The organism is Nocardioides lacusdianchii (genome assembly GCF_020102855.1).
GTDB lineage: Bacteria > Actinomycetota > Actinomycetes > Propionibacteriales > Nocardioidaceae > Nocardioides > Nocardioides lacusdianchii.
Map to the genome: position 1 here is coordinate 71,027 of NZ_JADHZD010000007.1, position 19,927 is coordinate 90,953.

General features: G+C 72.3%; 18 protein-coding genes. 6 read left to right on the forward strand and 12 right to left on the reverse strand.

The window, feature by feature from the left end:
• Positions 1-64: 64 nt before the first annotated feature.
• Together IRX98_RS11835 and IRX98_RS11840 are read right to left on the reverse strand one after the other, a co-directional pair.
• Positions 65-526 (reverse strand): VOC family protein, encoded by a 462-nt coding sequence (locus tag IRX98_RS11835; RefSeq protein ID WP_224276965.1) that lies wholly within the window; start codon positions 524-526, stop codon positions 65-67.
• Between the two features lie 49 nt (positions 527-575).
• Positions 576-2,993: a LuxR C-terminal-related transcriptional regulator gene (locus IRX98_RS11840; RefSeq protein ID WP_224276966.1), complete on the reverse strand. Its 2,418-nt coding sequence runs from the start codon at positions 2,991-2,993 to the stop codon at positions 576-578.
• A 210-nt stretch (positions 2,994-3,203) separates the two neighbouring features.
• Between IRX98_RS11840 and IRX98_RS11845 the strand changes: the two genes are divergently transcribed.
• Together IRX98_RS11845 and IRX98_RS11850 are read left to right on the forward strand one after the other, a co-directional pair.
• Positions 3,204-3,965: a hypothetical protein gene (locus tag IRX98_RS11845; RefSeq protein ID WP_224276967.1), complete on the forward strand. Its 762-nt coding sequence runs from the start codon at positions 3,204-3,206 to the stop codon at positions 3,963-3,965.
• A 65-nt stretch (positions 3,966-4,030) separates the two neighbouring features.
• The gene (locus IRX98_RS11850) at positions 4,031-4,798 is read left to right on the forward strand and encodes an alpha/beta fold hydrolase (RefSeq protein ID WP_224276968.1); all 768 of its coding nucleotides are present in this window, start codon (positions 4,031-4,033) and stop codon (positions 4,796-4,798) included.
• A gap of 9 nt (positions 4,799-4,807) precedes the next feature.
• On the opposite strand, the gene IRX98_RS11855 is transcribed toward IRX98_RS11850, so the two are convergent.
• A complete protein-coding gene (locus tag IRX98_RS11855) occupies positions 4,808-5,344 on the reverse strand; it encodes a CGNR zinc finger domain-containing protein (protein WP_224276969.1) in 537 nt (178 codons plus the stop codon).
• A 38-nt stretch (positions 5,345-5,382) separates the two neighbouring features.
• Between IRX98_RS11855 and IRX98_RS11860 the strand changes: the two genes are divergently transcribed.
• Positions 5,383-6,384, forward strand: coding sequence for an EamA family transporter (locus IRX98_RS11860; RefSeq protein ID WP_224276970.1), 1,002 nt, complete (start codon positions 5,383-5,385; stop codon positions 6,382-6,384).
• Here IRX98_RS11860 and IRX98_RS11865 read toward each other — a convergent pair.
• The 4 genes from IRX98_RS11865 to mce all read right to left on the reverse strand — a co-directional run bounded on the left by IRX98_RS11865 (position 6,362) and on the right by mce (position 10,992).
• Positions 6,362-7,564, reverse strand: a complete 1,203-nt coding sequence (locus tag IRX98_RS11865) for an AI-2E family transporter (protein ID WP_224276971.1) — start codon at positions 7,562-7,564, stop codon at positions 6,362-6,364. The two genes, IRX98_RS11860 and IRX98_RS11865, sit on opposite strands and share 23 nt — an antisense overlap.
• A 104-nt stretch (positions 7,565-7,668) precedes the next feature.
• Positions 7,669-8,949 carry a coiled-coil domain-containing protein gene (locus IRX98_RS11870; RefSeq protein ID WP_224276972.1) on the reverse strand — a complete coding sequence of 427 codons (1,281 nt, stop codon included), beginning with the start codon at positions 8,947-8,949 and terminating at the stop codon, positions 7,669-7,671.
• A gap of 150 nt (positions 8,950-9,099) precedes the next feature.
• On the reverse strand, positions 9,100-10,440 hold the full coding sequence (ccrA, locus tag IRX98_RS11875) for a crotonyl-CoA carboxylase/reductase (RefSeq protein WP_224276974.1): 1,341 nt from the start codon (positions 10,438-10,440) through the stop codon (positions 9,100-9,102).
• A gap of 105 nt (positions 10,441-10,545) precedes the next feature.
• A complete protein-coding gene (gene mce / locus IRX98_RS11880) occupies positions 10,546-10,992 on the reverse strand; it encodes a methylmalonyl-CoA epimerase (protein ID WP_224276976.1) in 447 nt (148 codons plus the stop codon).
• Between the two features lie 154 nt (positions 10,993-11,146).
• Between mce and IRX98_RS11885 the strand changes: the two genes are divergently transcribed.
• Together IRX98_RS11885 and meaB are read left to right on the forward strand one after the other, a co-directional pair.
• A complete protein-coding gene (locus IRX98_RS11885; protein WP_224276978.1) occupies positions 11,147-12,331 on the forward strand; it encodes an acetyl-CoA C-acetyltransferase in 1,185 nt (394 codons plus the stop codon).
• A gap of 22 nt (positions 12,332-12,353) precedes the next feature.
• A complete protein-coding gene (gene meaB / locus IRX98_RS11890) occupies positions 12,354-13,319 on the forward strand; it encodes a methylmalonyl Co-A mutase-associated GTPase MeaB (RefSeq protein WP_224276980.1) in 966 nt (321 codons plus the stop codon).
• Here meaB and IRX98_RS11895 read toward each other — a convergent pair.
• The 3 genes from IRX98_RS11895 to IRX98_RS11905 all read right to left on the reverse strand — a co-directional run bounded on the left by IRX98_RS11895 (position 13,296) and on the right by IRX98_RS11905 (position 15,403).
• Positions 13,296-13,790 (reverse strand): hypothetical protein, encoded by a 495-nt coding sequence (locus tag IRX98_RS11895; protein ID WP_224276982.1) that lies wholly within the window; start codon positions 13,788-13,790, stop codon positions 13,296-13,298. The genes meaB and IRX98_RS11895 overlap by 24 nt on opposite strands.
• A gap of 189 nt (positions 13,791-13,979) precedes the next feature.
• Positions 13,980-14,714 carry an SDR family oxidoreductase gene (locus IRX98_RS11900; protein ID WP_224276984.1) on the reverse strand — a complete coding sequence of 245 codons (735 nt, stop codon included), beginning with the start codon at positions 14,712-14,714 and terminating at the stop codon, positions 13,980-13,982.
• Positions 14,715-14,815: 101 nt separating this feature from the next.
• Entirely contained in the window at positions 14,816-15,403 is a 588-nt protein-coding gene (locus tag IRX98_RS11905) for a GtrA family protein (RefSeq protein ID WP_224276986.1), read from the reverse strand.
• A 58-nt stretch (positions 15,404-15,461) separates the two neighbouring features.
• Between IRX98_RS11905 and IRX98_RS11910 the strand changes: the two genes are divergently transcribed.
• Positions 15,462-16,403, forward strand: a complete 942-nt coding sequence (locus IRX98_RS11910; protein WP_224276988.1) for a tetratricopeptide repeat protein — start codon at positions 15,462-15,464, stop codon at positions 16,401-16,403.
• Here the strand turns inward: IRX98_RS11910 and ppdK are convergent.
• Both ppdK and IRX98_RS23100 read right to left on the reverse strand, forming a co-directional pair.
• A complete protein-coding gene (gene ppdK / locus IRX98_RS11915) occupies positions 16,389-19,082 on the reverse strand; it encodes a pyruvate, phosphate dikinase (protein ID WP_224276990.1) in 2,694 nt (897 codons plus the stop codon). The two genes, IRX98_RS11910 and ppdK, sit on opposite strands and share 15 nt — an antisense overlap.
• A gap of 14 nt (positions 19,083-19,096) precedes the next feature.
• The gene (locus IRX98_RS23100) at positions 19,097-19,837 is read right to left on the reverse strand and encodes an NUDIX hydrolase (protein WP_224276992.1); all 741 of its coding nucleotides are present in this window, start codon (positions 19,835-19,837) and stop codon (positions 19,097-19,099) included.
• Between the last annotated feature and the right edge of the window lie 90 nt (positions 19,838-19,927).

Here is a 19,927-nt window from a genome sequence, read left to right on the forward strand (position 1 = left end):
GGATGTTGCGTCATACGAAGCACGACCCATGGGTGCGGGTTCGCATGACGCTGAGAGGCGGAGCTCAGTCGAGGCAGAACACGTTGCCCTCGGGGTCTGCCATCACCAGGTGGCCGGCGGTCATGGGCGGGGCGGGCTCGTGCCGCTCGACGCGCGTGGCGCCGAGCGCCACCAGCCGCTCGGCCTCCGACTCGAGCGCGGCCATCCGCTCCTCGCCGTCGAGGCCGGGAGCGGCGCGCAGGTCGAGGTGCACACGGTTCTTCGCGGTCGCGCCCTCGGGCACCCGCTGGAAGAACAGCCGCGGGCCGGCTCCGTCCGGGTCCTGCGCGGCGGAGGCGGAGTTCCACTCCGACTCCGGGACCCCCGCCTCGGCGAGGAAGGCGTGCCACGCCTCGAAGGGGTCCTGCCCCGGCTCCAGCTCGTGCCCGGGCGGCGGAGGGTTGACGTAGCCCATCGCGTCGGCCCAGAAGCGGGAGAGCGCCTCCGGGTCGTGGGCGTCGAAGGTCACCTGGATGGTCCGGCTCATCAGTCCATCGTGGACCACCCCACCGACATCGGGCGACCCAGACGACGGCTCAGCGGCTGTCGACGACGAGCGCGGCCAGGCGCGCGCGGGTGTTGATGTCGAGCTTGCGGTAGATGTGGGTCAGGTGGGCGTCGACGGTGCGCGGCGAGACGAAGAGCTCCTCGGCGATCTGCCGGCTGGTGAGACCGTGCGCGACCCGGTCGGCGACCTGGCGCTCCGCGGCGGTCAGGGCGTCGAGGACCGACGGCACGGCCGGTCCGGGCCGGGTGAACACGGCCGTCACCAGCGCGACGGCGTCGTCGGAGAGCTCGGCGCCGTCGATCCACTCGGCAGGCGCCCGGTGTGCCGGGACCACGTCGTAGTCGGCGGAGTAGCCCCACCGCACGGCCATGCGCGGCGTACGCAGTGCGAAGGCGGCCGCAGCCAGGAGCCGGGCCTCGGGGAGGTCGCGCGCCCGCGCCACCCCGGCGAGGCCGTCGAGCACGTCCGCGGCACGCAGCGGCAGCCGCATCGTGTGACAGCTGTCGAGGGCGGTGAGGTAGGTCGTCGTGGCCTGGTCGAGGTCGCCGAGGCCCACGAGCGCCCGCCCGAGCAGCAGCCGTGCCTCGACACCGTCGCGCCCCAGGCGTGCGGAGTCGGCGAGCGCCACCACGTCGGCGGCGAGCCCCGCTGCCTGCTGGGTCTCGCCCGCCACGAGCAGGTCGCGCCCGTCCTGCGCGAGGACGGGGAGGCGTACGGCCCACGGCAGCGTGTCGCGCACGACGTCCCTGGCCCGCCACGTCGGGTCGATGCCGCGCAGCAGCGTCTCGGCCAGCAGCCCGACCCGGTCCTCGGCGAGCTCGCGGGCCTCCAGCACCACCGCGCGGGCCCCGGCCACCGCCTCGGCGATCCGGCCCTGCTCGAGCGCGATGCGCGCGAGCACGGTGCGGGCGGAGAGGTCGATCCACCGCTCGTCGCGGCTGATCCGCGCGGGCATCGCGTCACTGACGGCCTGGGCCGCCTCGGCGAAGCGGCCCTGGGAGGCGTAGACGTCGGCAAGGGTGCGGGTCGCCTGGCGGCTGATCGATCCCTCGGGGTCGAGGCTGATCGCCCGCTTCGCCTCCGCCTCGGCGCGGGCGGTGTCTCCGGCGTCGAGGTGCATCTCGGCGCGGATGGACGCCGTCTTGGCCAGCTGCTCCTCGGGCCGCGGCGCTGCCGAGGCGTGCTCGTCGGCGCGGTCGAGCAGCCAGAGGCCCTCGTAGGTGCCGCGCACCTCCGAGGCCGCGATGCCGGCGCGGCGCGCGACCTGGGCTCCGATCTCCGAGGGGCCGTCGCCGCTCGACAGCGCGCCCTCGAGGATCTCGAGCGCCTCACGGGCGCGCATGGAGGTGTAGAGGGAGGAGAAGATCCGGTTGGCGACCGAGTAGCCCTCGGCGCGCGTGGCGGGGTCGGCGCAGGCGGTGAGGACGGCGTGGCGCATGGCGGGCAGGTCGCGCAGCCACTCGGCGTCCGCGGCGCCGTAGTTGTCGTGGTCGGGGGCGTGGCTCTGGGCCCAGGCGAGCAGGCCGGAGCCGACGGCCGCGACGTCGTCGGGACCGGCCAGCGCGCGGGCCCGACCGCGGATGGGGGAGAGCATGTCGAAGTGCCCGCGCTGGTCCACCTCGAGCAGGCTGCGGCGCACGAGGTTGCCCGCGAGCTCGGCGGCCTCGGCGGTGGACCGGTCGAGCGCGTGGGCGAGCACCCCCAGGCCGACGGGGAAGTCGAGCAGGCCGATGCGGCGCAGCGCAGTGGCGCTCGACGGGTCCAGCAGGCCGTGTGCGGAGTCGACGGCCTGGTCGAGGCTGACGGTGGACATCGCGTTGCTGAGCCCGACCAGCGCCGACTGCACGGCCACCTGCTCGATGAGGAGCGGCAGCCCGCCGGTGGCGCTCAGCAGGCGGCGTACCTCGTGTGCCTGCGAGGTGAGGTCGACGAGCGGTCCGCCCGCGGCGCGGATGCCGCGCAGGAACAGCTCCACCGCAGGGCCCTCGAGCGGCGCACGCTGGTGGGGCACGGGGAGCGGCCCCACGCGTACGACGGACTCGTGCGGCTCGCCGGCCGTGGTGCGCGCGGTCACGGCGACGCGTACGTCGGTGGTGCCTTCGAGCATCGCCTCGATGGCCGGACCGGCGCCGGTGGCGTCGATGTCGAGGCCGTCGAGGACGAGCAGGCAGTCGCGCCCGTCGAGCGCGCGGCCGAGGGCGCCGGCCAGGGTGTCACCGGGCGCCGTCTCGGCGCCGAGGCTGCCGAGCGCGGCGAGGAGCACCTCGTCGAGGTGGTGCAGGGCGCGGGCGTCGACCCATGCGACACCCAGTCCCTCGGCGGCGTGGCGCACGAGCAGGGTCTTGCCGCTGCCGGGAGGACCGACCACGGTCACCCAGCGCGACTCCTCGAGCGCCCGGTCCAGCGCACGCCTGACGTCCTCACGACCGAGACAGGGGGACAGCACGGATCGAATCTATCGTCCCGGGCCGGAGAGATAGGTAGGACTACGGATGCCGACACCTGCAGGTTCGCGGGAGTCTTCTCGTGCGCCACGGGCGTGGGGACCGCACGAGGGGATGGTCCCGACGCCCACAGGCCACGTGCCGGAGCAGGTCGCACATCGTCGGGGGTCGATGGGCGGCCTGCTCTTGCAGGTTCTGCGTACGCTGGCTGCATGGAACTCGTGCTCGTGCTCGTCGTCCTCGGAGGTCTCACGGCGCTCGCCGTGGGAGCCGGCAGGTCGAGCAAGAAGCGTGAGCTGGCCCGCGCCGAGGCCGAGGTCGCACCGGTGAAGAAGCTCGCCGAGGAGGACGTCACCGCCCTCGGCGTGGAGCTCCAGGACCTCGACATCGACCTCGCCGGGGAGCAGCTCGACCCGGGCGCCAATGCCGACTACCAGCGCGCCCTCGACTCCTACGAGTCCGCGAAGACCGCGGCCGCCGCGCTCACCCGCCCCGAGGACGTGCGCCACGTGACCGAGATCCTCGAGGACGGCCGCTACGCCATGGCGTGCGTGCGCGCCCGCGTCGCCGGTGAGCCCCTCCCGCAGCGCCGCCCGCCCTGTTTCTTCGACCCCCGCCACGGGCTGTCGGTGGCCGACGTGCCGTGGACCCCGCCCGGCGGCGCACCGCGCGACGTGCCCGCCTGCGCCCTCGACGTCGAGCGTGTCCGCGCCGGCGCCGAGCCCGACATCCGCAAGGTGATGGTCGGCTCGCGCCGGGTGCCCTACTGGCAGGGTGGTCGCGCCTACCAGCCCTACGCCCAGGGCTACTTCGGCACCTTCGGTCCGATGGACTGGATGTTCATGGGCATGCTCTTCGGCGGCGGCTTCGACGGCCTCGGCGAGGGCCTGGGTGCGGTGGGTGAGGGGCTCGGCGACATGTTCGGCAGCATCGGCGACGGCATCGGCGGGATGTTCGACGGCTTCGACTTCTGAGCCCGCACCACCCCCTCGACGACCCTCCCGAGCGTGTCGCACCACCCGCACGTCAGGATGTCCCGGTGAGCCTGCACCGCACCGAGCTCGGCGAGACCGGGTCCCGCGTCGTCTTCTGTCACGGCCTCTTCGGCCAGGGCAGGAACTGGACCCAGGCCGCCAAGGCGCTGAGCGCCGAGCACCGCGTCCTGCTGCTCGACATGCCCAACCACGGGCGGTCCCCGTGGACCGAGACCTTCGACTACCTCGAGCTCGCCGATCTGGTGGCCGCCGAGCTAGGTGACGAGCCGGTGGCGCTCGTCGGGCACTCGATGGGCGGCAAGATCGCGATGTGCCTCGCGCTGCGCCACCCCGAGCTGGTCGAGCGGCTCGCCGTCGTCGACGTCGCCCCGGTGGCCTACCCGAGCGGACGCGAGTTCGTCGGCTACATCGACACCATGCAGGGCCTCGACCTGGCCGCACTGGGCTCGCGGGGCGAGGCGGAGGACGCCCTGCGCGAGGCGGTGCCGAACCCGGTGGTGCGCAGCTTCCTGCTCCAGAACCTGCGACGCGGCGACGACGGGTGGCACTGGCAGGTCAACCTGGACCTGCTCGGCGACTCGATGCCCGGTCTCACGGGCTGGCCCGCCGAGGCGCTCGGCGAGGTGACGTACGACGGCCCGGTGCTGTGGGTCGGTGGGGCGGACTCCGACTACATCGCCGACGAGCACGCCGAGGAGATGGACCGCCGGTTCCCGCGCAACCGCCGGGTGCTGGTCAAGGGGGCCGGGCACTGGGTGCACTCCGAGCAGCCCGAGGTCTTCCTCGAGGTGCTGAGGCGCTTCCTGGCCTGAGGGAGCGCGTCAGGCCTTCTGGCGGGCGCGGTAGGCGGCGACGGCCTCGCGGTTGCCGCAGGTGGTCGAGCAGTAACGGCGCGAGCGGTTGCGGGACAGGTCGAGCACGACGTCGTCGCAGTCGTCGGCGGCGCAGCGGGCCAGGCGCGACATCTCGTCGGCCCGGATCACGTCGACCATCGCCATCGCCGTCTCCACGATGACGCGCTCGTCGAGCGGTCGGTCCGGCTCCACGGCGTGCAGGTGCCAGTCCCACTGGTCGTGGCGCTGGAGCTGGGGGAGCGCCCGGGCGCGCGCGAGCATGCCGTTGACGATCCCCGCGGCCTCGTCCCGATCGGCGAGCAGCAGCTCGCGCAGGGCGGGTCGGAGGCGGCGCAGGGCCGCGAGCTCCTCGGCGCCGGCGTCGTGGCGCCCGGTGTAGGACCAGGACGCCAGGAAGCCGGAGAGGTCCTCGACCGAGCCGAGGGGGTCGCCCGGCTCGTCGGTCGAGTTCACCAGCGCGACCGCTGCCTGCAGGGCCGCGTCCGTGTCATCCGTGAAAAGCATGTTGACACATTACATCAGCGCGCTCTAGCGTCATGACTGTGACGGCTTTGACTCATGACACCACGTCCTCCCGGACAGCGGCCGGCCTGCTCCTCGCGCTCGCCTCCGCCGCGAGCTTCGGCATGTCGGGCGCACTCGCCCGCGGCCTGCTCGACACCGGCTGGAGCGCCGGCGCCGCGGTCACCGTCCGCACCGTCCTGGCCGCCGTCGTCCTCCTGGTCCCCGGCCTGCTGGCGCTGCGCGGCCGCTGGCACCTGCTGCGCGACAACGCGGGCCTCATCACGCTCTACGGCATCACCGCCGTCGCCGGTGCCCAGCTGTGCTACTTCTACGCCGTCACCTACATGCAGGTCAGCGTGGCGCTCCTGCTGGAGTACACCGCCCCGGTCGCGGTGGTCATGTGGCTCTGGCTGCGCCACGGGCAGCGGCCCTCCCGGCTGACGGTGCTCGGCGCCGTCCTGGCCGCCGGCGGCCTCGTGCTGGTGCTCGACGTCATCTCCGGTGCCGACCTCAGCGCGGTCGGTGTGCTGTGGGCGCTGGGCGCGATGGTGGGCGCGGCGTCGTACTTCATCATCTCCGCCGACGAGTCCAACGGGCTGCCGGGCATCAGCCTCGCCGCCGGTGGCCTGTTCGTCGCGAGCGTGGTCCTGTCGGCGGCCGGTGCCAGCGGGCTGCTGCCCTTCCGCGCCTCGACCGCGGACGCGGCCTACGACGGCTTCACCGTGCCGTGGTGGGCGACGGTGGTCGCGCTCGGCCTGGTGACGGCGGCCTTCGCCTACGTCACCGGCATCGAGGCGGGGCGTCGCCTCGGCAGCCGCCTGGCGTCCTTCGTCGCGCTCGGTGAGGTCCTCGCCGCCGTCCTCTGGGCGTGGTTGCTGCTCGGCGAGCTGCCGCGCACGATCCAGCTCGCCGGCGGGCTGCTGGTGCTCGCCGGCGTCGTCGTGGTCAAGCTGGGGGAGGGGCGTACGTCCCTCGTGGTGGAGCCGCTCCCCGAGCCCGAGCCCGATGCCGTGTCGGTCAGAGGGCGTCCTGCCGCTTGAGGAACACCTCGCGGTGCAGCAGCAGGAGGGCCGCGGCCACCGGCACCGCGAGCAGCGCACCGACGATGCCCAGGAGCGATCCGCCCACGAGCGCGGCCACGACCGTGACCGAGCCGGGGATGTCGACCGACTTCTTCATGATGCGCGGGTAGATCAGGTAGGACTCCACCTGCTGGTAGGCGACGTAGTAGACGAGCGCCACCAGGGCGACCGTCGGTGAGACCGTCAGCGCGAGCAGCGTCATGAGCGCACCGGACACGAAGGCACCGACGACCGGGATCAGCGAGAACAGGCCCACCACGAAGGCGAGGGCGAAGGCGTAGTCGCCGAGTCCCACGATGAACGAGAACACCAGCGTGCTGAGTCCCGCGCACAGCGCGACGAGGAACGCGCCGGCGACGTAGGCACCGGTCGAGCGGATGATCTTGTCGCCGAGCTCGCTGACCCGCGGCCGCTTCGAGGCCGGCGCCAGGGAGTAGGCGGCGTGCTTGATGCTGGGCAACGAGGCGAGGAAGTAGATCATCAGCACCAGGACGATGAAGCTGTTGGCGACCGCCGACAGCACCCTCAGGCCGACGCCGAGCGCGCCGCCGAAGACCTTCTGGCCGAAGTCGCCGTTCTGGATGTAGTCGCGCGCCTTGGCGATGACGTCGTACTGGTCGTCGAGCTTCTGCACCTGCGAGTTGGCCTGGAGGTCGTCGAGCCACCCCGGGGCGTTGCGGGTGATCGCAGCGATCTGCTCGCTGATCACCGGCGCGATGGCGACCACGAAGAGCGCGAGCACCCCGATCACCACGACCAGCACCATCAGCACGGAGAGCCCGCGCCGGATGCCGCGACGCATGAAGAGCTCCACCACCGGATTGAGCCCGATGGCGAGGAACATCGACATCACGAGCAGGATCAGGATCGAGGAGATGCTCAACAGCTGCTGGGACAGGAAGATCGCGGCCAGGGCGCCGAAGGCACCGAAGAACCCGATCTTGAACGGCGAGTGGCGCAGCAGCAGCGGTGCTGCCGGGACCTCCGCCGGGACGTAGGGGGCGGGCGCCGCCTCGTCGACCACGAGGTCGATGGCGTCGTCGATCTGCTCGGCGATCTCGGCGGCCGACTTCGCCGACTCCTCAGCGGCCTCGGCGGCTGCTTCGGCGCGGTCGGCGTCCTCGCTGACCTTCTCCACGACCTCGTGGACCCCGGCGTCGGGGGGCAGGTCGGTCGCGGCGGGGGAGGGCTGGGTCTCGGTGTCGCGCGGGGCGATCGCCTGCCGGAGCCGGTCGCGCCAGCTCAGGACTCGTCCTCGCCGAAGCCGGCCACGACGTCGCGCAGGGCGCCGAGCTGGGCGGTGATGGCGTCACGTCGCTTGGCGACCCGGTCGACCTCGGCCTGGATGTTGGCGAGCTCGCGCTCGGCCTCCGCGACCCGGGTGGCGCCGATCGAGTCGGCCTGGGTTCGTGCCGAGGCGACGACCTGCTCGGCCTCGCGACGGGCTCGGGTGAGCAGCCCCTCGGCCTCGGCCTGTGCCTGCTGGCGGTGGGCGTTGGCCTGGGCCGTGGCCTCGCGGGCCCGCTGCTCCGCGGCGGTGGCCCGTGCCTCGGCCTCGGCGACGAGGCGCTGGGTCTCGGCCGTGGCGTTGCTGTGGTGCTCGGCGGCCTCGCGGGTCAGGCGCTCCTTCTCGACCGCGAGCGTGCGTCGGGCCTCCTGGACCTCGCGGTCCGCGGCGGCCCGGGCCTGCTCGGCCTCGCGGGTCGCGGTCACCCGCATCTCGTTGGTCTCCTGCTGGGCGGCGAGGCGGAGCTGGTCGGACTCGCGGCGCGCGGCGGCGAGCAGGTCCTCGGCCTCGGCCTTGGCAAGGCTGCGCTCTGTCTCGGCGTCGGCGGTGAGCCGCGCGCGCATCTCGTCGAGCTCCTTGAGCTGCACCATGCGCATGTCGTCGGCCTCGCGGGCGGCGTCGGCGCGGATGCTGGTGGCGTCGCGCTCGGCGGCCTTGCGGATGTCGGCGGCGTCGCGGTGCCCGGCGCGGCGCACGTCGGCCGCCTCTTCCTCGGCCATCTTCAGCATCGAGGAGGCGCGACCGCCCAGCCCGGCGTAGGTCGGGTTGGCGTTCTCCTGCAGCTCCTCGCGGGCTGCGGAGAGCTCGGCCTCGAGCTCGATGACGCGCTGCTCGCTGCTGGCGAGGCTGGTGGCCAGGCCGGACTTCTCGTTCTGGAGCTGGCCGACGCGCTGGTCGACGGCCGCCTTGTCGTAGCCACCGCGGCGTACGACGGGGAGCGGGGCCGCGCCGGCCGGGGTCGGTGCGACGGGGGACGTGGTGGCCGCCGCGGGAGCCGCGGCCGGTCGGGACGCGGGCGGTCGGGCCGCGGGCGGGACCACCGGGGAGCGGCGCGTCGCCTCGGCGTCCGGGCTCGGCGCTGCCGGAGCGGCCTGCGTCGCGGCGCGGCTGCCGGTCTGGGGCTTCGCGACCTCCGGTTCGTCCTTCGCCGTGACCGGGAGCACCTGGGTCTCCTCGGCCGCGTCGTCGGCGGACTCCGGCTCGTCGAAGATGGACAGGCCCTTGTCGGAGCTCATGGTCGAGGCACCCTCTCTCGGTCGAACTGACTGCGTGGGTGCCAGTCTTGCCGATGCCCCGACAACATCACACCCCGGCTCGCGGGCGACTCGGTGCGAGTCGGGCGAACCGGGGTGTGAGCAGTGTCTCGTCGGGGTGCCGGTGCTGCCTCAGACGCCGCGGAAGCGGTTGATCGCCGTCTCGTGCTGCGCGCGCATCTCGTGGTCGAGGACGCCGAGGCCCTCCTCGGGCGAGAGGCACAGGACGCCGACCTTGCCCTGGTGGGAGTTGTGGTGGACGTCGAGCGAGGCCTGGCCGACCTCCTCGAGCGTGTAGGTCTTCGACAGGGTCGGGTGGATCTTGCCCTTGGCGATGAGGCGGTTGGCCTCCCACGACTCGCGGTAGTTGGCGAAGTGGCTGGAGATGATGCGCTTGAGGTTCATCCACAGGTAGCGGTTGTCGTACTCGTGCATGTAGCCCGACGTCGACGCGCAGGTGGTGATGGTGCCGCCCTTGCGGGTGACGAAGACGGACGCGCCGAAGGTCTCACGGCCGGGGTGCTCGAAGACGATGTCGATGTCCTCGCCGCCGGTGAGCTCGCGGATGCGGGCGCCGAAGCGCTTCCACTCCTTCGGGTCCTGCTTGGTGTTCTCGTCGTTCCAGAACTTGTAGCCCTCCTCGGAGCGGTTGATGATCAGCTCCGCGCCCATGCTGCGGGCGATGGCGGCCTTCTCCTCGTTGGAGACCACGCAGACGGGGGTGGCGCCGCCGTTGAGGGCGTACTGCGTGGCGAAGCCGCCGAGACCACCCGAGGCGCCCCAGATCAGGACGTTGTCGCCCTGCTTCATGTCGCCGCCGTTCTTGGAGACCAGCTGGCGGTACGCCGTGCAGTTCACGAGGCCGGGGGAGGCGGCCTCCTCCCAGGTGAGGTGCTCCGGCTTGGGCATGAGCTGGTTGGCCTTGACCATCGCGACGTCGGCCAGCCCGCCGAAGTTGGTCTCGAAGCCCCAGATGCGCTGCTCGGTGTCGAGCATCGTGTCGTTGTGGCCGTCGGGGCCCTCGAGCTCGACCGAGAGGCAGTGCGCGACGACGCGGTCGCCCGGCTTCCACTTGGTGACGCCGGCGCCGACCTTGAGCACGACGCCGGAGAGGTCGGAGCCGACCACGTGGTAGGGCAGGTCGTGGCGCTTGGTGAGCTCGGAGTTGCGGCCGTAGCGCTCGAGGAACCCGAAGGTGGAGACGGGCTCGAAGATCGAGGTCCAGACGGTGTTGTAGTTGATGGCGCTGGCCATCACGGCCACGAACGCCTCGCCCGGGCCGAGCTCCGGCAGGGGCACCTCGTCGACGTGGAGGGACTTGCGGGGGTCCTTGTCCCGGGAGGCCACCCCCTCGAACATGTCGACCTCGTCCTTCTTGACGAAGGCGGCGCGGTAGGACTCGGGCAGCTCCAGGGAGGCGAAGTCCTCCGAGGTGGCGTTGCCGGACTGGATGGCTTCGAGGATGTTGTGCACGGGTGTCTCCTGGAATCAGGGTGGGCGAGGCATCGGTGCCGTTGTCGGGTGCCGGTCAACGTACCGGCGAGTAACCTTGCGTGGTGCGTGGTGTGAGATACGTCGCTAGCGCGCGGGCTCGACGAGCTCAACGAGCACCCCGCCGGCGTCCTTGGGGTGGATGAAGTTCACGCGGCTGCCCGACGTGCCGCGCCGCGGGGCGTCGTACAGCAGGCGCAGGCCGCGTTCGCGGAGCACGTCCGCGACGTGCTCGACGTCCTCGACTCGGAACGCGAGCTGCTGGATGCCCTGTCCGTTGCGGTCGAGGAACTTGGCGATCGTCGACTCGGGCGTCAGCGGCGCGAGCAGCTGGATGCAGGAACCGGAGTCGCCGATGCCGACCATCGCCTCGCGCACGCCCTGCTCCTCGTTGACCTCCTCGTGGAGCACCCGCATCCCGTAGGAGTCGCGGTAGAAGGCCATCGCCGCGTCGAGGTCGGGCACCGCGATGCCGACGTGGTCGATCGCGGTGAAGAGGTGCTGGAGGTCGTCTGGGAGGTCGGGCGCGCTCATGGGGGTCATCGTGCACTCCGGCGGCGTGGGGCGCGAGGGGGTGTGACGTGTGCCTCACCCCGGGCGGCTCCCACACCCTGCCGCACCGGCCGTCGTCATGGGTATCGTCGCTGGAGGTAGCACCCACCACCCCGCATGCCTGGAGGAGAAGCTCATGACCGGTTCCGTGATCGTTGCCGGGGCTCGCACCCCGATCGGCCGCCTGCTCGGCGGACTCAAGGACCAGTCGGCGGCCGACCTCGGCGGCGTGGCCATCAAGGGCGCCCTGGAGAGGGCCGGCGTGTCCGGCGAGCAGGTCGACTACGTGATCATGGGCCAGGTCATCCAGGCCGGTGCCGGCCAGATCACGGCCCGCCAGGCGGCGGTCAAGGGCGGCATCCCGATGAGCGTCCCCTCCATCACCATCAACAAGGTCTGCCTCTCCGGCATCAACGCGATCGCGATGGCCGACCAGCTGATCCGCGCCGGTGAGCACGAGATCGTCGTCGCCGGCGGCATGGAGTCGATGACCCAGGCGCCCCACCTGCTGCCCAAGAGCCGCGAGGGCTTCAAGTACGGCGACACCGCGCTCGTCGACTCGATGGCCTACGACGCGCTCTACGACCAGTTCACCCACCAGGCGATGATCAGCCTCACCGACGGCTGCAACGCCGCCGGCGCCAACCTCACCCGCGAGGAGCAGGACGCCTTCGCCGCCCAGTCGCACCAGCGCGCGGCGCTGGCATGGAAGAACGGCGTCTTCGACGACGAGGTCGTCCCGGTCACGATCACCAGCCGCCGCGGCGACGTCACGGTCGCGGAGGACGAGGGCGTACGCGGCGACACGACCGTCGAGTCGCTCTCCGGCCTCCGGCCCGTGGCCAAGGACGGCAGCATCACCGCCGGCTCTGCCTCGCAGATCTCCGACGGCGCCTGCGCGGTCGTGGTGATGAGCAAGGCCAAGGCCGAGGAGCTCGGCCTCACCTGGCTCGCCGAGATCGGCGCCTCCGGCCAGGTCGCCGGCCCCGACTCCTCGCTCCAGCTCCAGCCGGCCAACGCGATCGCCAAGGCGGCCGAGAAGGAGGGCATCGCGGTCTCCGACATCGACCTCTTCGAGCTCAACGAGGCCTTCGCCGCCGTCGGCATCGAGTCGGCGCGCCAGCTCGGTGTGGAGCAGGACAGGGTCAACGTCAACGGCGGTGCCATCGCCCTGGGCCACCCGGTCGGGATGTCCGGCGCCCGGATCGTGCTCCACCTCGCGCTGGAGCTCCAGCGCCGGGGCGGCGGCACCGGTGCGGCGGCGCTCTGCGGCGGTGGCGGCCAGGGCGACGCGCTCATCATCCGCGTGCCTGCTCGGTGACCCGGGCCGCGAGGCGGCGCTCGTGACGCGGCGGGGCGCCCAAGCGGTCCCCGACCTCGTCGCACGCGCGCGTGCGGGTGAGGCGGCAGCGGTCGCACGCCTGATCACCCTCGTGGAGGACGCCTCACCTCTCCTGCGCGAGGTGATGGCCGCACTCAACCCGCACACCGGTCGCGCCCACGTGCTGGGCATCACCGGTGCGCCGGGCGTCGGCAAGTCGACGTCGACCAACGCGCTGGTGGCCGGCATGCGGCGCGCCGGCAAGCGCGTCGGCGTGCTGGCGATCGACCCGTCGTCGCCCTTCAGCGGGGGTGCGCTGCTCGGCGACCGGGTGCGGATGGGCGACCACGCGCTCGACAAGGACGTGTACATCCGCTCGATGGGGGCCCGCGGGCACCTCGGCGGCCTCGCGTGGTCGACCCCGCAGGCGGTGCGGGTCCTCGACGCGGCCGGCTGCGACGTGGTCGTCGTCGAGACCGTCGGCGTGGGCCAGAGCGAGGTCGAGGTGGCCGGGCTCGCCGACACCACCCTCGTGCTGCTGGCGCCGGGGATGGGCGACGGCATCCAGGCCGCGAAGGCCGGCATCCTCGAGGTCGGTGACCTCTACGTCGTCAACAAGGCCGACCGCGAGGGCGCCGAGCGCACCCGTCGCGAGCTGCGCACGATGCTCACCCTCGGTGAGCGGCCCGAGGGTGCGTGGCGGCCCCCGGTGCTGATGACCGTGGCCAGCACGGGCGAGGGGGTCGACGACCTGCTCGGGGAGCTCGACCGCCACGCGGTCTGGCTGGAGGAGTCCGGCGAGCTCACGCGGCGGCGTACGCTCCGGGCGCGGCGCGAGGTCGAGGCGATCGCCCTGGCCGCGCTGCGCGAGCGCTGGGGCGGGACCGACTCCGGCGACGACCTCGAGGTCCTCGCCGCGAGCGTCGCGGCGGGGGAGACCGACCCCTACGCCGCGGCGGACCGCCTAGTCGACGGCGGCGGCGACTGACAGTGCCTGGCGCAGGTCCTCGGCGGCCCGGCGGGTCCAGGCCTCGAGGAGCGGCGGGCTGACGCCCTCCGCGGTGACCGAGAGCAGGTGGTCGGCGTCCGCCCCGGGGACGGACGCGATCACGGTGTGGCGCCGGCCTGCGGTGAGCTCCACCGTCTCGACCTCGCCGACCGACCCGTCCGGGCGCGTGCGGGTGGCGAAGGCGCTGCCGGCCTGGCGGGAGACGCGCGGGACCTCGGGCTTCGGCAGGCCGTAGGCCGCGACCGGGGTTCCCCCGGCCGTGCAGAGCACGGCCGACGACGGGTCGTCCATCGCGCGGAGCACCTCGACGAGGGACAGCCACAGGGCCTCTACCTGGGCGTCGGTGCGGGCGTCGCGGGAGCCGACCTGCTGGCGACGGTGCTGCGACGCACGCCCCGCCCACGACGTACGGCGCCGGGTGGCGGGCGAGGAGATGAGTTCAGCAGTCACGTGAGCACGTCCTTCCGAATGACGGGAAAGCGACGGAGCCCGAGGTGGCCGCAAAACACTTGTGGATCTCTTGTTGCCGATGAGTGCATGGACCGTAACCGCCCTGACGCCCATCGCGGAGCATTTCGCTCGAATCGAGGAGAGCGCGTCGCCGCGCACCGCAGCGAGCGCGGCCCGGTCGGGCGAGCCTCAGCTGATCGTCAGCGTGTGGCCGGTGATCCGCGACGCCGAGCTGCTGGCGAGGAACAGCACGGCGTCGGCCACGGCAGTGTCGGTGGCCGACCGGGGGTCGCGTACGAGCGTGTCGCCCGCGACCCGGCTGCCCGCGGACGCGGCCGGGCGGGGAGCGAACTGGCGGGGCAGGACGCGACGGGGGGAGCGGGCGACCGAGTTGACCCGCACCCCCAGGCCGGCCCAGTTGTCAGCGGCGCGCGCCGTCGAGGCGACGAGCTCGGCGTGGGCCGTCTCGGCAGGCTGCGACAGCTCCAGCCAGGTGCGTACGGCGCCGGTGTTGACCACGCACCCGCCGCCGAGGGCCGGGCTCTGGCCGAGCTTGAGCCGCAGCCTCGTGGTGAGGAAGGTCGGACCCAGCAGGCCCGAGCGGGCCGCCTCGGCGATGAAGTCGTGCTCACCGACCGGCAGGCCGTAGGGGAGGTTGCAGGTGGCTGCGAGCACGAGCACGTCGATGTGGTCGATGCTCGCCGCGAGGTGGTCGATGGAGTCCTGGCGCGCCAGGTTGACCGACTCGTAGTCGAAGGCCGAGAGGTCGGTGTCGTAGAGCGAGCGCAGCATCATCGTGCCGGTCACCGTCACCGAGGCGCCGCACGAGGCGAAGGACGACGCGATCGCGTGGCCCTCGCCGCGCGTGCCACCGACGACCAGGACCTGGTAGCCGGCGAAGTCGTACGACCCCGATGTCGTCATTGAGTGGCGTCCCTCCCGTCGAACTCCGGGGAGTTTCTACCACGCGCCACGGGTGCGGTGACAGGCGAGACGGTGCACGTCTCGGCCACGGTCGGGACCGTTCAGGTCCCATCCTTCCCAGCCATCACTTCACCCTCACGGATGGGGTCGGCGAGGTCCAGCCGACCGGTCCGGACCGCCGCGAAGGTCCAGAGCTTGTTGAACACGAACGACAGGGGCGTGACGAGGCCGATGACGATCAGCTGCGACCAGTAGAGCCGGTTGCGCAGCCCCGAGGAGTCGTCGAAGACCTCGGTCGGCAGGCTCACGGGGGAGTGGGGGTGCATCAGGAGGGTGAGGAGCGCGAGGCCCACCAGCTGGCCGCCGAAGCCGACGACCAGGAACGGCCAGTACTCCGACCACCAGCGCTGCGCCTTGCTGCTGCGGAAGGTCCAGGTGCGGTTCAGCTGGAAGTTCGACAGGTTCGCCACCAGGAAGGCCAGGGTGGAGTAGACGTGGTACCAGCGGAGGTTGAAGTCGGTGGACCCGATGGCGACGACCGCGTCGTCGAAGTGGGGGCCCAGGCGGCGCAGCACCACGAGGGTCAGCAGGTTGACCAGCACCCCGGACGCACCCACCAGTCCGAAGCGCCCAAGCAGCCCGAAGTTGCGACCGTGGCGCGCCATGAGCGCGGCTCGCCGGGATCCCATGCGGCGAGGCTACCGACCCCTGCCGCCGCCCGTGGCGTCTCTCCCTAGGATTGTGCCCATGACGCAGCAGCCGTTCAGCCGCCCAGGTGCCATCGACCTCTCCGGGCTGGGCAAGCCCGCCCCGCAGCCCGCCGCTCCCGCCGGCGCCCCGACCGGTACGCCGACCGGCGCCGCGTCGTCGTACAGCGTGGTCGTCGACGAGCAGAACTTCCAGGGGATGCTCGAGCAGTCGATGACCGCCCCGGTGCTGCTGGCGTTCTACTCCCGCACCCGGATGCCCGAGAGCGGGCAGCTCGCCGACGACCTCGCGACCGTGGTGGGCGAGCACGAGGGCCGCTTCCTGCTCGGCCTCGTCGACATCGACGCCGCGCCGCAGATCGCGCAGGCCATGCAGATCCCCTCGATCCCGCTCGTGGTCGCCGTCGTCGACGGACGCCCGATGCCGCTGCTGCAGGACCCGCTGCCGATCGAGGAGCTGCGCACCGCGCTGACCCAGGTCGCCCAGCAGCTCACCACGCAGGGCATCACCGGCCGTCACCAGCCCCGCACCGCAGGTGCGCCCGCCGCCGAGGGCGAGGAGGAGGCCGTCGACCCCCGCTACGCGCCCGCCCAGGACGCGCTCGCCTCCGGTGACATCGACGCCGCGGTCGCGGAGTACCAGAAGCTCGTCGACGCCAACCCGGCCGACGTCGAGGCCGCAGGCGGCCTGGCGATCGCCAAGGTCATGCAGCGCACCCAGGGCGTCGACCTGGCCCAGGCGCGCGCGGCGGCTGCCGACGCCCCCGACGACGTGGACGCCCAGACGATGGTCGCGGACCTCGACATGCTCGGCGGGCACGTCGAGGACGCCTTCACCCGGCTGGTGAACCTGGTCGCGCGCACCGCCGACCCGGAGCGGTCCAGGGCCCGCGACCACCTGCTCGGTCTCTTCGCCGCGGTCGGCAACGACGACCCGCGCGTGCTCGCGGGTCGTCGCAACCTGGCCTCAGCGCTCTTCTGAGTCGCGCTTGCCCAGCACGGAGCGTCCGGCCTCGAGCCGGGCGACCGGCACGCGGAAGGGCGAGCACGAGACGTAGTTGAGGCCGACCTCGTCGAAGAAGTGGACCGAGCGCGGGTCGCCGCCGTGCTCGCCACAGACACCGACCTTGAGGTCGGGCTTGGTCTTGCGGCCCTTCTTGGTGCCCATCTCCACCATCCCGCCGACGCCGAGCTGGTCGAGCGACTCGAAGGGCGAGACGTCGAAGATGCCGTGCTCGAAGTAGCGCGAGAAGAACGAGGCCTCGACGTCGTCGCGGGAGAAGCCCCACGCCATCTGGGTCAGGTCGTTGGTGCCGAAGGAGAAGAAGTCGGCCGACTTCGCGATCCGGTTGGCCAGGAACGCTGCCCGCGGCAGCTCGATCATCGTGCCGATCGCGATGTCGAGCTTGATCCCGCGCTCCTCCTCCACCGCCGCCACCTGCTGCTCGAGCTCGGCGCGCACGATCTGGAGCTCGCGCACGCTGGCCACCAGCGGGACCATGATCTCCGGTCGGGGCGTGCCGTGGACGGCCATCCGGTCGGCGGCCGCCTCGGCGATCGCGCGGCCCTGCATCCGGAACAGGCCGGGGATCTGGATCCCGAGCCGGACGCCGCGCAGGCCGAGCATCGGGTTCTGCTCGTGGAGGCGACGCACGTGGGTCAGCAGGGTCGCGGCGCGCTCGTCGACCTGGCCGCGCTCTTCGGCCAGGGCCACCTCGACGCTCAGGTCCGTGAGGTCGGGCAGGAACTCGTGCAGCGGCGGGTCGAGGAGGCGGATGGTGACGGGCAGGCCGTCCATCGCCTCGAGGATCTCGGTGAAGTCCTGGCGCTGCAGCGGCAGGAGCGCGGCCAGCGCCTCCTCGACGCCGGCCTCGTCCTCGGCGACGATCAGCTTCTCCACCAGCTCGCGCCGCTCACCGAGGAACATGTGCTCGGTGCGGCACAGGCCGATGCCCTGGGCGCCGAAACGACGGGCGCGGGCGGCGTCCTCGGGGGTGTCGGCGTTGGTCCGCACCCGCAGCCGGCGCGCGCCGTCGGCGTGCGCCATGATCCGCGCGACCGCGTGGGCGAGGTCGTCGTCGAGCTTCTCGCCCTCGAAGTGGCGTACGACGACCGAGTCGGACACGGGGACCGCTCCGGCGAACACCTCACCGGTGGTGCCGTCGATGGAGATCACGTCGCCCTCGCGGACGGTCTCGCCGTCGCGGACGCGGAACTCCTTGGCCTTGGTGTCGACGTCGAGCGACTCGGCGCCGCACACGCACGTGCGCCCCATGCCGCGCGCCACGACGGCGGCGTGCGAGGTCTTGCCGCCCCGGCTGGTGAGGATGCCGCGTGCGGCGACCATCCCGCGCAGGTCGTCTGGGTTGGTCTCCTTGCGCACCAGGATCACGTCCTCGCCGCGTGCCGCCCACTCCACGGCGGTGTCGGAGTCGAAGACGCACTTGCCGACGGCCGCACCCGGGGAGGCGTTCATCCCCTTGGCGAGCAGGGTGCGCTCCGAGGTCACGTCGAAGCGCGGGAACATCAGCTGGGCGAGCTGGTCGCCGGTCACCCGCAGGACGGCCTCGTCCATCTGGATCAGGCCCTCGTCGACCATGTGGACGGCGATGCGGAACGCCGCCTCGGAGGTGCGCTTGCCGACACGTGTCTGCAGCATCCAGAGCTTGCCGCGCTCGACGGTGAACTCGATGTCGCACATGTCGCGGTAGTGCCGCTCGAGGCGCGTCATGATGTCGAGCAGGTCGTCGTGGGACTGGCGGTCGACCTCGGCCATGTCGGCGAGCGTCACCGTGTTGCGGATGCCGGCGACGACGTCCTCGCCCTGCGCGTTCTGCAGGTAGTCGCCGTAGACGCCCTGCTCGCCGCTGGCCGGGTCGCGGGTGAAGGCGACCCCGGAGCCTGAGTCCATGCCGAAGTTGCCGAAGACCATCGCCTGCACGTTGACCGCCGTGCCGAGGTCCTCGGGGATCCGCTCCTGGCGGCGGTACAGCCGCGCTCGGTCGGTGTTCCAGGACTCGAACACCGCCCGGATCGCGAGGTCCATCTGCTCGCGGGGGTCCTGGGGGAAGTCGTTGCCGGTCTCCTCCTTGATGATCGCCTTGAAGCGCTCGACGAGTGCGCGGAGGTCGTCGGCGCCCAGGTCGAGGTCGGACTCGGTGCCGAGGGCGCGCTTCGCCTCGTCGAGGGCATCGGCGAAGAGCTCTCCGTCGACGTGCAGCACCGTCCCGCCGAACATCTGGAGCAGGCGGCGGTAGGAGTCGAGGGCGAAGCGCTCGTCGGAGCTGCGTGCGGCGAGGCCGCCGACCGACTCGTCGTTGAGGCCGACGTTGAGGACCGTCTCCATCATCCCGGGCATGGAGAACTTCGCACCCGAGCGCACCGACACGAGCAGCGGGTCTCCTGCGTCGCCCAGACGCCTGCCCATCGCGGACTCGAGCCGCTCGAGGTGCTCGGTGACCTCCTCGGCGAGCCCGTCGGGCTCGCCTCCCTCACCCGACTCCTGGAGGGCGAGGTAGGCCCGACAGGTCTCGGTGGAGATCGTGAAGCCCGGTGGCACCGGGAGCCCGAGGTTCGTCATCTCGGCGAGGTTGGCCCCCTTGCCGCCGAGAAGGTCCTTCTGGTCCTTGCTGCCCTCTGAGAATTCGTAGACCCAAGCCATGCAGGCATCCTGCCTCAGCGACCGGACTCCGTATACGGCTCGTGGCCGCCGACCGCGGCCCGGACGCGTCGCGCGGTGAAGTCCGCAGCGAGCTCGTCGACCTCTTCGAGGGTGCAGAAGCGGACATCACGGATCTCCCTCTCCTGCATGACGACGTCGGCCAGGGCTGCGGTGGGCAGCGTGCCGCCGTCGAAGACGAGGCAGACGGCGTCGTCCCAGCCGCCCCACGGCGGCAGCCAGTCGGTGAGCAGGAGGCCGCGCGGCTCGATCGTGAGCCCGAGCTCCTCCTCGACCTCGCGCTGAACGGCCACCTGTGGCGACTCGCCCACCTCGACCACGCCGCCGGGCAGGTCCCAGTCGCGCTTGTAGGTCAGCCGGCACAGCAGCACGCGGCCGTCGGGGTCGCGCACCAGCATCTGCGAGATGGCGCGCTTGCGGGGGAGGAAGGAGTTGAGGAGCGATCGGAAGCCGCCCGGCTCGTGGACGGGCTCGTCGGTGACCAGCCGGGCGAAGACGATCTGGTCGCGCGGCTCCCCGTCGGGGCCCACGCCACGTCGTACGCCCTCGCGGTGCAGGCCCGCCCAGGTCGCGGCCCGCTGCGCCGTCGCGTCGTCGGCGTCCACGAGCGCCTCGACGCGGGGCTGCTCCGTCATCGCCTCGGCGATCTCCCGCCGCAGCTCGTCGGTGCTGACCTCGCCGGTCCACGCAAGGCGTACGACGCCGTCGCCGGGCGTCACGGTGATCGGGCTGGGCACCCACTCACCCTAGCGAGCGGTCCCACCTGTGCCGGGCCGGGCGTCGGTCCGTCTGAGCGTCATACGTTCCCGCACGCATGGATGCGGGAA

Coding starts and splice junctions, on each gene's coding strand:
- IRX98_RS11835 (WP_224276965.1), bottom strand. CDS start 526: ATGAGCCGGACCATCCAGGTGACCTTCGACGCCCACGACCCGGAGGCG.
- IRX98_RS11845 (WP_224276967.1), top strand. CDS start 3,204: ATGGAACTCGTGCTCGTGCTCGTCGTCCTCGGAGGTCTCACGGCGCTC.
- IRX98_RS11855 (WP_224276969.1), bottom strand. CDS start 5,344: ATGCTTTTCACGGATGACACGGACGCGGCCCTGCAGGCAGCGGTCGCG.
- IRX98_RS11870 (WP_224276972.1), bottom strand. CDS start 8,949: ATGAGCTCCGACAAGGGCCTGTCCATCTTCGACGAGCCGGAGTCCGCC.
- mce (WP_224276976.1), bottom strand. CDS start 10,992: ATGAGCGCGCCCGACCTCCCAGACGACCTCCAGCACCTCTTCACCGCG.
- IRX98_RS11885 (WP_224276978.1), top strand. CDS start 11,147: ATGACCGGTTCCGTGATCGTTGCCGGGGCTCGCACCCCGATCGGCCGC.
- IRX98_RS11900 (WP_224276984.1), bottom strand. CDS start 14,714: ATGACGACATCGGGGTCGTACGACTTCGCCGGCTACCAGGTCCTGGTC.
- IRX98_RS11905 (WP_224276986.1), bottom strand. CDS start 15,403: ATGGGATCCCGGCGAGCCGCGCTCATGGCGCGCCACGGTCGCAACTTC.
- IRX98_RS11910 (WP_224276988.1), top strand. CDS start 15,462: ATGACGCAGCAGCCGTTCAGCCGCCCAGGTGCCATCGACCTCTCCGGG.
- ppdK (WP_224276990.1), bottom strand. CDS start 19,082: ATGGCTTGGGTCTACGAATTCTCAGAGGGCAGCAAGGACCAGAAGGAC.